General features: G+C 42.3%; 11 protein-coding genes and 1 tRNA gene. 1 reads left to right on the forward strand and 11 read right to left on the reverse strand.

Annotated features, from left to right (window positions below; translation table 11 throughout):
* Window positions 1–185: 185 nt before the first annotated feature.
* Complete coding sequence (locus OSH00_RS12020; RefSeq protein WP_009584442.1) at window positions 186–542, reverse strand: hypothetical protein; 357 nt, start codon at window positions 540–542, stop codon at window positions 186–188.
* Window positions 543–809: 267 nt separating this feature from the next.
* On the opposite strand from OSH00_RS12020, the gene OSH00_RS12025 reads away from it, so the two are divergent.
* Entirely contained in the window at window positions 810–2174 is a 1365-nt protein-coding gene (locus OSH00_RS12025; protein WP_266130604.1) for an amino acid permease, read from the forward strand.
* A gap of 96 nt (window positions 2175–2270) precedes the next feature.
* Here the strand turns inward: OSH00_RS12025 and OSH00_RS12030 are convergent, their stop codons facing one another.
* From OSH00_RS12030 to OSH00_RS12075, 10 genes are all read right to left on the reverse strand, one after another.
* Window positions 2271–2819, reverse strand: coding sequence for a hypothetical protein (locus OSH00_RS12030; RefSeq protein WP_266130605.1), 549 nt, complete (start codon window positions 2817–2819; stop codon window positions 2271–2273).
* 84 nt (window positions 2820–2903) lie between these two features.
* Window positions 2904–7097: a DNA-directed RNA polymerase subunit beta' gene (gene rpoC, locus OSH00_RS12035; RefSeq protein WP_196074552.1), complete on the reverse strand. Its 4194-nt coding sequence runs from the start codon at window positions 7095–7097 to the stop codon at window positions 2904–2906.
* A 145-nt stretch (window positions 7098–7242) separates the two neighbouring features.
* Entirely contained in the window at window positions 7243–11331 is a 4089-nt protein-coding gene (rpoB, locus tag OSH00_RS12040; RefSeq protein ID WP_266130606.1) for a DNA-directed RNA polymerase subunit beta, read from the reverse strand.
* 307 nt (window positions 11332–11638) lie between these two features.
* Complete coding sequence (rplL, locus tag OSH00_RS12045) at window positions 11639–12010, reverse strand: 50S ribosomal protein L7/L12 (protein WP_004826239.1); 372 nt, start codon at window positions 12008–12010, stop codon at window positions 11639–11641.
* Window positions 12011–12058: 48 nt separating this feature from the next.
* Window positions 12059–12565, reverse strand: a complete 507-nt coding sequence (rplJ, locus tag OSH00_RS12050) for a 50S ribosomal protein L10 (protein WP_196074554.1) — start codon at window positions 12563–12565, stop codon at window positions 12059–12061.
* A gap of 365 nt (window positions 12566–12930) precedes the next feature.
* Window positions 12931–13626, reverse strand: coding sequence for a 50S ribosomal protein L1 (rplA, locus tag OSH00_RS12055; RefSeq protein WP_004826236.1), 696 nt, complete (start codon window positions 13624–13626; stop codon window positions 12931–12933).
* A gap of 3 nt (window positions 13627–13629) precedes the next feature.
* Window positions 13630–14058: a 50S ribosomal protein L11 gene (gene rplK, locus OSH00_RS12060; protein WP_001074682.1), complete on the reverse strand. Its 429-nt coding sequence runs from the start codon at window positions 14056–14058 to the stop codon at window positions 13630–13632.
* A 118-nt stretch (window positions 14059–14176) separates the two neighbouring features.
* Window positions 14177–14710, reverse strand: coding sequence for a transcription termination/antitermination protein NusG (gene nusG, locus OSH00_RS12065; RefSeq protein WP_004718486.1), 534 nt, complete (start codon window positions 14708–14710; stop codon window positions 14177–14179).
* 7 nt (window positions 14711–14717) lie between these two features.
* Window positions 14718–15158 (reverse strand): preprotein translocase subunit SecE, encoded by a 441-nt coding sequence (secE, locus tag OSH00_RS12070; protein ID WP_266130607.1) that lies wholly within the window; start codon window positions 15156–15158, stop codon window positions 14718–14720.
* A 74-nt stretch (window positions 15159–15232) separates the two neighbouring features.
* Window positions 15233–15308, reverse strand: a tRNA-Trp gene (locus OSH00_RS12075).
* Window positions 15309–15353: the final 45 nt, after the last annotated feature.

Genomic DNA, 15353 nt, shown 5'->3' on the forward strand with positions numbered 1-15353 from the left:
TAATCAGTCGCAGAAACAATACCTTGTAGAAGTAGTCCTGCCTCAAACAGTAGCGGATGACGTTTCCGAGTATCATATTTCATCAAGAGTTTTTATCGAACTCAGGTTAAATATAAACGATAGAAATAAAAAAAACGCTATGCTGAATCAATACAACATAGCGTTTTTATCGTTCATTGAATAAGTTATTTGTTCTGCTCAATGGCTGCACCAGCGCCACCACCGATTGCACCACCAATCGCAGCACCTGCATCACCACCTAGAATACCTTTACCAATCACGGAACCAATACCTGCACCAACACCACTGTAAGTTGCGTTACGATTTGACCCATTACTTGCCTTGCTTCCTACAGCCGCACCACCACCTGCACCAACAGCGGCACCTATACCATTCCCTGCATGATTACCCAAGCCACCACCAACAGCACCACCAAGCGCTGCGGAACCGATACGCTTATCATTTGCTGACATGTTTTCACAACCTGTAAGCATCACGATAGGTAAAGCCACACACATTATGGTCATTATTTGCTTTTTCATGCCCTTATTCCTTCTGTTATTACAACAAGTCAATCAAACATTTTTTCCACTTGAAATTATCTCATGGAAAGTAAAGATAAATTCGTGAGGAAATGATTGCTTTATTGCATCCATTTGTAACTTTGTTTAACACAGGGCTTTGAATTGATGTTCTGATTCACCGCCTGCAAATGATGTATTCGTGCATGGTAAATCGCTTATTTTATGGATAAAAGCATGAACTCGCTAGCAAGCTCCTATAAACTATAGATAAGACTGGAGCTTATCATGTCACAAACTTCCACTTTAAAACGGGGACTCAATACCCGTCACATCCGTTTCCTGGCTTTAGGTTCTGCTATTGGTACAGGTTTATTCTACGGTTCAGCCTCAGCAATACAGCAAGCAGGTCCATCGGTACTACTGGCTTATATGATCGCCGGGATTGCGATTTACATCGTGATGCGTGCTTTAGGAGAGATGGCTGTTCATCATCCTGTTTCAGATTCATTTAGTCATTATGCGTCTGAGTACATTAGTCCATTTGCAGGTTTTACCACGGGTTGGACCTATGTTTTTGAGATGGTGATTGTTGCGATCGCAGACGTCACCGCTTTTGGAATATACATGGGTTTCTGGTTTCCTGATGTGGCACGTTGGGTCTGGATTTTGTCACTGATTTTCTTTTTGGGCGCAATTAACCTGATCCATGTCAAAGTCTATGGTGAGCTGGAATTCTGGCTATCCATCATCAAAGTTACAGCCATCATCGCCATGATTCTCGGTGGTTTCGGCATCATGCTCTATGGTCTGCACATTCCACATACAGAGTTCAGTTCAGGGGTATCGAATCTTTGGACACACGGTGGATTCTTTCCCAACGGTATTGCCGGTTTTATTGCCTGTTTTTCTGTGGTTGTTTTTGCATTTGGTGGAATTGAAATCATTGGTGTGACCGCTGGAGAGACCAAAGACCCTAAAGTCGCAATTCCTCAAGCCATCAATGCAGTTCCTTTTAGAATTATCCTGTTCTATGTATTGACGATTTTTGTACTGATGTCGATTTTCCCTTGGAATCAAATTGGTTCCCATGGCAGTCCATTTGTCCAAATATTTGAAAGTTTAGGAATCAAATCCGCTGCTGCAATCCTGAACATTGTGGTGATTACGGCTGCTGTTTCTGCGATTAACAGTGATGTTTTTGGTGCTGGGCGGATGATGTATGGCATGGCAGTTAAAGGCAAAGCACCAGCAAGTTTTGCTAAAACATCAAGAAATGGTGTGCCATTTATGACCGTCATTGTGATGGCAAGTGTGCTTTTGGTGGGAGTCCTTTTAAATTACCTGATTCCTGAAAATGTTTTTGAAATCATTGCTTCGATTGCAACTTTTGCAACTGTTTATGTGTGGTTAATGATTTTATTGGCACAGTTTGGTATGCGAAAAAAACTCAGTGCGAAAGAAATTAAAGCGCTCGATTTTCCTGTAATCGGATGGCCGATTGCACCAATTTTAGCCACAGCATTTATGATCTTTGTGATTGCCATGATCGGTTATTTCCCTGCATCACGTCCCGCCCTTTATGTGGGTGCGGTTTGGCTTGCCTTATTGGCTGTTGCCTATCAACTCTGGGTAAAACCTCGACACGCTTAAACTTAATGATCGATTCACATCGACTATAAAGCCGCTGAACTTCAGCGGCTTTTTTATATTTGAATCCGTCTCCTTCTTTCTAAAGTCCGGAACGCATCATTTTTGTCTTTTTAAAAATTGCTGATGAATATTGATGATCACCGCAGTAATAAAGCCCAATAACGCAATAAGTAAAATAGCAAAGTAAAACAACTCAGCCAATATAATCCCTAATTTATATTCATACAGTATTCTAAATAAAAAACTATTTTTAACCCGTATAGACACCAATGAAGGGTTTAAGTGCCATAGGCTTAACGTTATTGCAAAGCCGATACAAAAGCAAAAAAAGCTTAAAACAATCACGGCATCAAGAGGCTTAAACTGATTGGGCTTAGGTATTTCATCCGCTTCATCTTTAATAATTAAATAAATGATCAACACAGCCCAAAATGGACAAAGCAAGGTTAAATAGCTTTTAACAAAAAGACTAAAATACTCAAGTTCACCTGTGTTGGTACTTTGGATTTTTAATGACTGATTGATCCATTGCGCCATATCAACTTGCCAGCTCTGCGCGATTGCAGGTGCAGGCAACAGGATCAACAGCAATAATGGGCAAATCGTCAGCAACGCTAAAGCCATCACAACAGGATTTATTTTCATTGTGGATCAATTTTAATTTCTATTTTTTGATTATATAAAAAAAGACGCCCTTGGGCGTCTTCTTCATTTCAAAAGCTGTTTAACTTAGAAAGAATCTTCGTTTAAAGCTTGAGAGAATGCTTGATCAACTTCAGAGAAGTCATTTACAAGTTCATGCTCTGCAGCTTCTGCTTCTTGACGACGACGCTCTAGGTGGTATGCAAGACCAGTACCTGCTGGAATCAAGCGACCCACAACAACGTTTTCTTTCAAGCCACGTAAATCATCTTCTTTACCTGTTACAGCCGCTTCAGTTAACACACGTGTGGTTTCCTGGAACGATGCAGCAGAGATGAACGAGTCTGTAGAAAGCGATGCTTTGGTAATACCCATCAATTGACGTTCATACTTCGCAGGGAACTTGTTCTGAGCCAATACCGCTTGGTTTTCGCCCACAACGCGGATGTAATCCACTTGTTCGCCTTTGATGAAGCTTGTATCGCCGCCATCAGTAATGTCAACTTTACGCAACATTTGACGCACGATCACTTCGATATGCTTATCGTTGATTTTTACACCCTGTAAGCGGTAAACGTCTTGAACTTCGTTCACGATGTAGTTGGTTAATGCAACTTCACCTTTCAAACGCAAGATGTCATGCGGGTTCTGTGGACCATCAGAAATGGTTTCACCACGGTTCACATGCTCACCTTCAAACACGTTAATGGTACGCCATTTTGGAATCAACTCTTCATAAATTTCTGAGCCATCATCTGGTGTAATCACTAAACGGTTCTTACCTTTGGTCTCTTTACCAAAGCTTACAACACCTGAAATTTCAGCAAGGATTGCATGCTCTTTCGGCTTACGCGCTTCGAACAAGTCAGCTACACGCGGCAGACCACCGGTAATATCACGGGTACGTGAAGTTTCTTGTGGTACACGACCGATAACATCACCGACACCAATCGTTTCGCCATCACGAACAGTCACGATTGTGTTTTGTGGCAAGAAGTAGAACTGTTCGCCGCCATCGGTTGTATCCAACACAATTGCAGGACGTAAATCTTTACCAGACGCAGGACGTGCTGTTACCGGCAAGATTTCAACAGTCGTCATACCTGTTGCATCATCAGTTTTCGATGTCGCAGTTACACCATCAGCAATTTGGCTGAAGCGTGCTTTACCCGCAACTTCAGTTACCAATGGATGTGTATGTGGATCCCAAGTTGCAACAATACCGCCGCCTTCTACAGGTTGACCATCTTTGATCAAGATAGACGCACCGTATGGAAGTTTATAGCGTTCACGTTCACGACCTAAGTCATCCGCAATACCGATTTCACCTGAACGTGAAACAGATACCAAGTGACCTTTGGCATGTTGAACAGTTTTAACGTTATGGAAACGAACTGTACCCTTGTTACGTACTTGAACGCTGTTAGCAGCAGAAGTTCGGCTTGCAGCACCACCCACGTGGAATGTACGCATGGTTAACTGTGTACCAGGTTCACCAATTGATTGTGCAGCCATTACCCCGACAGATTCACCTGGGTTCACCAAGTGACCACGAGCCAAGTCACGACCGTAACATTTCGCACATACACCGAATGTTGAAGCACAGTTTACTACTGAACGTACTTTAACTTCATCAACACCATTATCTTCAAGGAACGTTGCAAGTTTCTCGTCGATCAATGTGTTACGTGGAAGAAGGACATCATCTGTACCCGGTTTCTTCACATCTTCAGCAAGTACACGACCCAATACTCGAGCACCTAAGTTCTCGATGACATCGCCACCTTGAATGAACGGAGTCATTACAAGACCATCATAGGTACCACAATCTGGCTCAGTAATCACCAAATCTTGTGCTACGTCGACAAGACGACGTGTTAAGTAACCAGAGTTCGCCGTTTTAAGTGCGGTATCTGCCAAACCTTTACGTGCACCGTGTGTTGAAATGAAGTACTGAAGTACTGTCAAACCTTCACGGAAGTTTGCTTTAATTGGGGTTTCAATGATCGAACCATCTGGTTTCGCCATCAAGCCACGCATACCTGCAAGCTGACGAATCTGAGCTGCCGAACCACGGGCACCAGAGTCAGACATCATGTAGATACTGTTGAATGATTTTTGCTTCTCATCTTCACCCTGTTTGTTTTTAACAGTGGTGAATGACAAGTTATCCATCATTGCTTTTGCAACTTGGTCGTTGGTACGCGCCCAAATATCGACAACTTTGTTATAACGTTCACCAGCAGTTACGAAACCTTGCTCGAATTGTTGTTCAATTTCACGAACTTCAACTTCAGCTTTTTCAATAATTGCTTGCTTTTGTGGTGGAATCAACATGTCTTCCATACCCACAGAAACACCTGAACGTGTTGCTTGACGGAAGCCCAGGTACATCAATTGGTCAGCAAAGATAACCGTATCTTTCAAACCTAATTTACGGTAGCAAGAGTTAATCAATTTAGAGATGTTTTTCTTAGTCATCTCAACGTTAATTTGTTGGAAATCCATACCTTCAGGAACAACTTCCCAAAGTAAGCAACGACCTGGTGTCGTATCTACAACAATGGTTTGATGTTCACGGTTACCGTTGTCATCAATGACTGTTTGGTGTACACGTGCTTTTACACGTGCATGCAGATCAACCTGGCCTGTTGCAAGCGCACGGTTAACTTCATGCGTGTCCGCAAACACCATGCCTTCACCTTTGGCATTGATTGCATCACGTGTGATGTAATACAAGCCCAATACAACGTCCTGAGAAGGTACGATAATTGGTTCACCGTTTGCAGGTGACAAGATGTTGTTGGTCGACATCATTAACGCACGAGCTTCTAGTTGAGCTTCAAGTGTTAATGGTACGTGAACCGCCATTTGGTCACCATCAAAGTCGGCGTTAAACGCAGCACAAACGAGTGGATGCAAACGAATCGCTTTACCTTCGATCAGGATAGGTTCAAATGCTTGAAGACCTAAACGGTGAAGGGTTGGCGCACGGTTCAACATAACAGGATGTTGACGAATTACAGATGCAAGAACGTCCCATACTTCTGGTGTTTCACGCTCAACCATTTTCTTCGCAGCTTTAATGGTTGTTGCTTGACCTGAAGCTTGTAGTTTCGCAAAGATGAATGGTTTGAATAATTCAAGTGCCATTTTCTTTGGAAGACCACATTGGTGTAAACGTAATGATGGACCTACGGTAATTACCGAACGACCCGAATAATCAACACGCTTACCAAGTAAGTTTTGACGGAAACGACCTTGCTTACCTTTGATCATATCAGCCAAAGATTTAAGCGGACGTTTGTTCGAACCTGTAATCGCACGACCACGACGACCGTTGTCCAACAATGCATCTACAGACTCTTGTAACATACGTTTTTCGTTACGTACGATAATGTCTGGTGCAGCAAGATCAAGAAGACGCTTTAAACGGTTGTTACGGTTAATTACACGACGGTAAAGATCGTTCAGGTCAGAAGTCGCAAAACGACCGCCTTCAAGCGGAACCAATGGACGAAGATCTGGCGGAAGTACTGGAAGTACATTCATCACCATCCATTCTGGTTTGTTGTTTGACTCTTTGAACGCTTCCATCAACTTCAAACGTTTAGACGCTTTTTTCAGCTTAGTTTCTGAAGTTGTATTTGGAATTTCTTCACGTAAACGAGAAATTTCAGCTTCAAGATCAATGTCTTTCAACAAATCCTGAACTGCTTCGGCACCCATTTTAGCGCTGAATTCATCACCGTGTTCTTCTAACGCAGTAAAGTATTCTTCATCGTTAAGAAGTTGGTACTTTTCCATTGGCGTCATGCCGGGATCAGTCACCACATAAGATTCGAAATACAATACACGTTCGATATCACGCAACGTCATATCAAGCAGTAAACCGATACGGCTTGGTAATGATTTCAAAAACCAAATATGAGCAACAGGAGAAGCCAATTCGATGTGACCCATACGCTCACGACGAACTTTCGCAGTTGTTACTTCAACGCCACATTTTTCACAAATGACGCCTTTGTATTTCATACGCTTGTATTTACCACACAAGCATTCATAATCTTTTACTGGACCAAAGATTTTGGCACAGAACAAACCATCACGTTCTGGTTTAAAGGTACGGTAGTTAATGGTTTCTGGCTTTTTAACTTCACCGTGAGACCATGACTTAATCATTTCTGGTGACGCAAGACCAATACGGATGCGATCAAACTCTACTGGAGCATGACCGTCTGAGTCCGTCTTTTTGCGCATGATATCGAGCAAGTCTTTCAATTTTTTTCTCCGTGTGCCGAAGAGGCTTTCTCTCTACGGCTGGGTCACAAATATTGTTTTTTCACTGAGATTGGGAATCTCCCCTAACCCCTCTTTGTTAAAGAGGGGAACGCCCCCCCTTTAACAAAGGGGGGACGAGGGGGATTTAGTCACCATTTTTCAGTTCAATGTTGATACCTAAAGAACGGATCTCTTTGGTCAATACGTTGAACGATTCAGGCATACCCGGATCCATATAATGGTTACCATCTACAATATTCTTATAGATGCGAGTACGACCTTCAACGTCATCCGATTTCACAGTTAACATTTCTTGAAGTGTATAAGCAGCACCATAAGCCTCAAGTGCCCAAACTTCCATCTCACCGAAACGCTGACCACCGAATTGTGCTTTACCACCAAGCGGTTGTTGCGTCACAAGTGAGTAAGAACCTGTAGAACGTGCATGCATCTTGTCGTCAACCAAGTGGTTCAACTTGAGCATGTACATATAACCGACAGTTACTGGGCGATCAAAACGCTCACCTGTACGTCCATCATACAATACTGTTTGACCTGTACGTGAAATACCACCAAGTTCAAGCAACTCTTTGATTTGTCCTTCTTCCGCACCATCAAATACTGGTGTAGCTAAAGGAACACCTTTACGCAAGTTACCTGACAACACCAAGATTTCTTCATCAGTCAAGCTATCAAGATCTTCTTGCTCGCCACCAACTTTGTTATAAATCTTGTCTAAGAATTCACGAAGTTCAAGAACAGTACGTTGTTCTTTCATCATCTTGTCGATCTTGTCGCCAAGACCTTTCGCTGCCATACCCAAGTGAGTTTCAAGAATCTGACCCACGTTCATACGTGATGGTACACCGAGCGGGTTAAGTACCACATCTACTGGAACACCATGGATGTCATGCGGCATGTCTTCCACAGGCAAGATGTTTGATACAACACCCTTGTTACCGTGACGACCCGCCATCTTATCACCAGGCTGGATACGACGTTTAACAGCAAGATAAACTTTAACAACTTTCAATACACCAGTGGTCAGTTCATCACCTGTTGAAAGTTTACGTTTTTTCTCAGCAAACTTCTCATCGATCTCGTGGCTCTTCTCTTTCAAGAACACTTGAATCTGAGTTAAACGTTCAGCAATGCCTTCGTCTGCCGGTTGAACTTCTAACAGATCAACAAGCTCTAAGTTAGACAATACGTCTTCTGTTAGCTTGTCACCACGTTTAGTTGTACCACCACCATTTGACTCTTGACCTTTCAATAAACGCACAATACGTTCACGAGCAGCTTCTTCAAAGATTTTGAACTCTTCTTTCAAGTCTTTACGATAAGCATCAAGTTGCGCTTTTTCAATTGCTTGAGCACGCTCGTCTTTCTCGATACCGTCACGTGTAAACACTTGAACGTCAATTACCGTACCTTTTACGCTTGAAGAAACACGTAAAGAAGAGTCTTTTACATCCGCAGCTTTTTCACCGAAAATTGCACGAAGTAATTTTTCTTCAGGTGTTAACTGTGTTTCACCTTTAGGTGTTACCTTACCAACAAGGATGTCACCTGCTGAAACTTCAGCACCGATATAAACGATACCTGATTCATCAAGTTTAGAGAGCGCGGCTTCACCCACGTTAGGGATATCGGCAGTAATTTCTTCTGCACCTAACTTGGTATCACGTGCTACACATGACAACTCTTGGATGTGAATTGAAGTCAAACGGTCTTCTTGAAGCACACGCTCAGATAACAAGATCGAGTCTTCATAGTTATAACCATTCCAAGTCATAAACGCGACACGCATGTTTTGACCAAGTGCTAATTCACCACCATCAGTCGATGGACCATCAGCAAGAACATCACCACGACCGACTTTATCGCCCAAGCTCACCAGAACTTTTTGGTTGATACAAGTATTTTGGTTTGAACGTGTGTATTTGATCAAGTTGTAGATATCTACACCTGCTTCACCCGCGATCATTTCATCTTCATTGACACGAATAACAACACGAGAAGCATCAACAAACTCAATACGTCCGCCACGTTTTGCGATGACACACACACCAGAGTCATGCGCTACGTTTGCTTCCATACCTGTACCAACAAGCGGCTTGTCAGCAAGCAATGTAGGAACAGCCTGACGTTGCATGTTTGAACCCATCAATGCACGGTTCGCATCATCGTGTTCAAGGAATGGAATAAGTGATGCAGCAACAGAAACAACCTGTTGAGCAGATACATCCATATGCGTCACTTTTTCAGGAGGCATACGAACGAATTCACCCTGATGACGTACAGAAACGAATTCTTCCGTCAGGTTACCGTCTTTATCTACGCCAGAATCGGCTTGTGCAATTACAGTGCCTACTTCTTCAATCGCAGATAAATACTCAACATCATCCGTTACACGACCATCGACTACTTTACGGTATGGTGTTTCCAAGAAACCAAAGTTGTTGGCTTTTGCGTATACAGAAAGCGAGTTGATCAAACCAATGTTTGGACCTTCAGGTGTCTCAATTGGACATACACGACCATAGTGAGTTTGATGTACGTCACGTACTTCAAAGCCTGCACGTTCACGTGTCAAACCACCTGGACCAAGTGCTGAAACACGACGTTTGTGTGTAATTTCAGACAACGGGTTGTTTTGATCCATAAACTGAGACAATTGGCTTGAACCAAAGAATTCTTTGATTGCAGCAGCAACTGGTTTCGCATTGATCAAATCTTGTGGAGACAGATTATCTGTTTCAGCCTGGTTTAAACGCTCTTTAACAGCACGCTCAACACGAACCAAACCAACACGGAATTGGTTTTCTGTCATTTCACCAACAGAACGTACACGACGGTTACCCAAGTGATCGATATCGTCGACTTCGCCTTTACCGTTACGGATTTCTACCAAAGTTTTCAATACATCAATGATGTCATCGTTAGAAAGAATACCTTCTACTTCACGAGACTTCTGATCCGTACCAACTTCATAAGGACGACCCAAACGACGGTTAAACTTCATACGACCTACAGGAGACAAGTCATAACGCTCTGTAGAGAAGAATAAGTTATTGAATAGGTTTTCAGCCGCTTCTTTTGTTGGTGGCTCACCCGGACGCATCACTTTATAGATTTCTACAAGCGCTTCTTCACGACCTGTTGTTGTATCCGCACGCAAAGTATCTGCAACGAAAGAACCACGGTCGATGTCATTGGTGAACAAGATGTTAAACTGTTTAACACCACCTTCAGCAATTTTAACCAAGACTTCATGGCTTAAAATGGTATTTGCAGCGATCACTTCGCCATCACGCAAAGTAATATCTTCAGCTGTAATACGCTCATACAGGTATTCATCTGGAACTGAAAGTTTAGTTAAACCCGCAGCTTCCATTTGACGAACATGACGTGCGTTAATACGCTTACCTTGTTCAACAATCGCTTTGCCATCATTGTCTACGATATCAAATTGCGCCATTTCACCGCGAAGACGTTCTGGCACAAGATCAATTTGATAGCTACCCATATCAAGATATACAGGTACTTTCTCATAGAACATGTCAAGAATTTGTTCATTGCTGTAGTTCAATGCACGTAGAATTACAGTTGCCAATAATTTACGACGACGGTCAATACGAACAAATACTAAGTCTTTAGCATCAAATTCAAAATCCAACCATGAACCACGGTAAGGAATGATACGTGCCGAATAAAGCACTTTACCACTTGAATGCGTTTTACCTTTATCGTGATCAAAGAAAACGCCTGGAGAACGGTGTAATTGAGACACGATTACACGCTCGGTACCATTGATCACAAAAGTACCATTCTCAGTCATGAGCGGCATTTCACCCATGTACACTTCTTGTTCACGTACGTCTTTGATAGATTTCGTTTCACGATCTTTGATGATCAAACGAATTTTAACGCGCATTGGTGCCGCAAAGGTTGAACCGCGAAGGATACATTCGCGAACATCAAACTCTGGTTTACCAAGACTATACTCAACGAATTCTAAAGCAGCATTGCCAGAATAACTTTCAATAGGAAAAACTGAACGAAATGCAGCTTGGAGACCGATATCTTCGCGATTTTTTGGAGTTTTGCCATCTTGCAAGAATGTTCTGTACGAGTCGACTTGAATCGCGAGCAAGTACGGAGCATGCATGACTTGGGGCAATTTACCAAAATTCTTACGGATCCGTTTCTTTTCGGTATATGAGTATGCCATCTGGAGTCCTCGGAAAGTAAACTAAGCCCGCCTGCAGAACGAACTTAGAAGGAATTACGCAGGTCGATATGACCACCACTTTTATACAAATGCTGCAAATTTCAGTGGTACAAAACGCTTAACAATATTTTTAAAGCTGAAAAATATTGGTAAGCGTTTGATTTTGTTTATTTGTTTTAAAAATTGATGATTTTTATATCAATCAATCTAAAATCGAGCCGATTATTGTAACGCAAAAAGGCTGATGACCCAAGAGCCATCAGCCAATTTGTGGAGCCGATTATAAAAAAATCGACTCCCCTTAAGATTACTTAAGTGTAACTGTAGCACCAGCTTCTTCAAGTTTCTTCTTAAGTTCTTCGCCTTCTTCTTTAGAAACCGCTTCTTTAACAACTGAAGGAGCGCCTTCAACAAGATCTTTAGCTTCTTTAAGACCAAGACCAGTTGCTTCACGAACTGCTTTAATTACAGCAACTTTGTTAGCACCGAAAGAAGTCAACTCAACGTTGAATTCAGATTGCTCTTCAGCAGCAGCAGCGCCAGCACCTGGAGCAGCAGCTACAGCTACAGCAGCTGCAGATACGTTGAATTTTTCTTCGAAAGCAGAAATAAGTTCAACAAGTTCAAGAACAGTTTTTTCAGCAACTGCGTTTAAGATTTCTTCGTTAGTTAAAGCCATGAGAATAACTCCAAATGGATATTGAATGGTGTGTGAAAATTTTTAAGCTTAAGCTGCTTCCGACTCGTTTTTCTCTTTGAGCGCTGTAATAAGGCGACCCAATTTCGAAATAGGAGCTTGAAGAACATTGGCAAGCATCGTAAGTGCTTTTTCTTGGTTTGGAAGATTTGCAATAACGCTAACATCAGCACCTTGATAAACTTTGCCATCAAATGCAGCAGCTTTAAGTTCAAATGCTTTGTTAGTTTTAGCAAAATCTTCAAACAAGCGAGCAGCTGCGCCCATGTCGTCTTCAGAAGTTGAAAAAGCTAGAATAGTTGGACCAACAAGGTTCTCATCCAAGATAGAGAATTGAGTACCTTCAAGTGCACGCTTAGCTAAAGTGTTACGCACGATACGTGTTTTAACACCTAACTTACGAGCTTCTACGCGAAGAGTAGTCAATTGTTCTACTGTTAAACCTTGGTAGTCAGCAACAACAGCAGCAAACGCTGAAGAAGCAACTTCATTTACTTCAGCAACGATCTGTTTTTTGTCTTCGATAAGAAGAGCCATTGTAAAACCTCCTAACGGTGATTTATGCAATCCACAAATGGACTGCACTCCCAATTCGCAAGTCAATTTCTCAACTTACACGCGGAGGAGGAATCAATCACACCACCGCGTCTACTCAGACTGGTATTTTAAGAAGCAAATCCTAAGACCTGCCTCGCCTGAGGTCTTTGACGCTGATAAACTTACATCTATCAATTCAAAGTCCGCCTGAGAACCCATCAGCAAGTCAACCTTGCCAACTCACAAGATGAGAGAAAACTTCTGCTGAAGCCTCCCCCACTTTGCGCAAAATTTAAAAACCTTGTTTTAAATTTCACTCAGGACTTTAAAATTCTTTCATTGCAAATAATTATTTATAAAAATAATTACTTAGTAACGTTCTGTACGTCTACAACAAGACCAGGACCCATTGTTGAGCTCAAAGTGATCTTTTGAATGTAGATACCTTTAGAAGTCGCAGGTTTTGCTTTCTTAAGGTCAGCAATAAGTGCTTCAACGTTTGAACGAACAGCTTCGGCTGTGAAACCTACTTGACCGATCGCAGCGTGGATGATACCCGCTTTGTCTACACGGTAACGTGCTTGACCTGCTTTTGCATTTTTAACTGCAGTTGCAACGTCAGGAGTTACAGTACCCACTTTAGGGTTTGGCATTAAACCACGTGGACCAAGAATCGTACCCAACTTACCTACAACGCGCATTGCATCTGGAGCAGCAATCACAACATCAAAGTCTAAGTTACCCGCTTGAATGCTTTCAGCTAGATCATCAAAACCAACAACGTCCGCGCCTTCAGCTTTAGCAGCTTCAGCAGCAGCGCCTTGAGCAAACACAGCTACACGTACAGTTTTACCAGTACCTGCAGGAAGCGTAGTCGCGCCACGAACAACTTGGTCAGATTTACGAGGATCAACACCTAGGTTTACCGCAACATCCAAAGATTCTTTGAATTTTGCAGCAGGAAGGCTGCTAAGAACTTGTACTGCTTCTTCCAAAGTATAAACTTTGTTTGCTTCTACAGCTGCAGCAATGGCTTTTTGACGTTTAGTTAACTTTGCCATGTCTTATAGCTCCACTTCCAAGCCCATAGAACGCGCAGAACCAGCAATGGTACGTACACGTGCGTCTAAATCAGCACCAGTTAAGTCTGGCTCTTTAGTAGTCGCAATTTCTTCTAATTGAGCACGAGTCAACTTACCAACTTTAGTTTTGTTTGGTACAGATGAACCCTTCTGGATACCAGCAGCTTTCTTAAGAAGAATAGATGCAGGTGGAGTTTTCATGATGAATGTGAACGACTTATCGTTGTACACAGTGATCACTACAGGAATTGGAAGACCTGGTTCAACTTTTTGTGTAGCAGCATTGAATTCTTTACAGAATGCCATGATGTTCACACCACGTTGACCTAGTGCAGGACCGATTGGTGGAGATGGATTCGCTTTACCAGCTGGAACTTGCAGCTTGATATAGCCGTCAATCTTCTTAGCCATTTCAAATTACCTCTGGGTACAAACGCCTTTTAGAGCTCCCCAAGTTTTCAAGTAACGATACCGTTACAACAACAATGCCCGATCCATAACAAATCGGGCGCTTTTTGAACAATTCAAATTAAATTGTTTTTTCGACTTGACGAAATTCCAATTCAACTTGAGTTGGTCGATTAAATACGTTAATCGTCAATGTTAAACGCGATTTTTCGTACTGAACTTCTTCCACCACACCCTTAAAGTCTGTGAATGGACCGTCAGTCACAAGTAATTCTTCACCCGGCTCGAACATCGTCTTAGGACGAGGTGCTTCACCTTTGTTGTGTACACGTGCAAGAATCGCATCAGCTTCTTTTTGCGTAATTGGCGCTGGTTTTTCAGCAGTACCACCGATGAAACCCAATACTTTTGGACATTCTTTAACAATGTGCCAAGTTTCATCATTCATTTCCATTTCGACCAATACGTAGCCTGGAAAGAATTTACGTTCTGATTTACGTTTCTTACCATCCTTCATTTCTACCACTTCTTCGGTAGGAACAAGGACTTCACCAAAACTATCAGCAACAGCGCTACGCTGGATTCGATCATTAAGTGAACGCATCACTTGTTTTTCATAGCCTGAATAGGCATGAATAATGTACCAACGTTTCATAGCTCTCTTACCCGATAATAAACTTCATAAACCAACCGATGATATAGTCAAAACACCACAAAATAATTGCGGCAACTACAACAACGAGGAGAACCTGCCATGAAGTGGTTACTGTTTCATGTTTCGTAGGCCAAGTGACTCGACGCAGTTCGATACGCGAATCTTTAAGCAAACGAACAAAGCCTTTGCCTTGATGGGTGGCGTATAATAAACCTAAAGCTACGATGATACAAGCTAAAATTACCCCAATACGCACCCAGATGCTATTTGCCGGTGCCCAATACGCTGGAAGATATTGATTTGTCATCAAAGCACAGCCAAATAAAGCCAATGCAATGATCCACAAAATAAAATCAAACGGAGAACTTGTCTTCACCATTTCAGCTGAATTGTTGCTTTGAGGAATTGCCGCGCCGCCTGTTGCGTCACGTGATTTATCGTTCGACATTTTTGTACTCGTCGTAGGTTTCGCGACTTATTATATGACCAGTTTAGCCGACATCAAGTTTTTTATTTAAAAACTGGCAGGTCAGGAGGGACTCGAACCCCCAACATTCGGTTTTGGAGACCGACGCTCTACCAATTGAACTACTGACCTAATAAGCAAACCGAGAGCCGCAACTCTCGGTAAGAATAAACATTT

Source organism: Acinetobacter nematophilus (genome assembly GCF_026344175.1).
Classification (GTDB): Bacteria; Pseudomonadota; Gammaproteobacteria; order Pseudomonadales; family Moraxellaceae; genus Acinetobacter; species Acinetobacter nematophilus.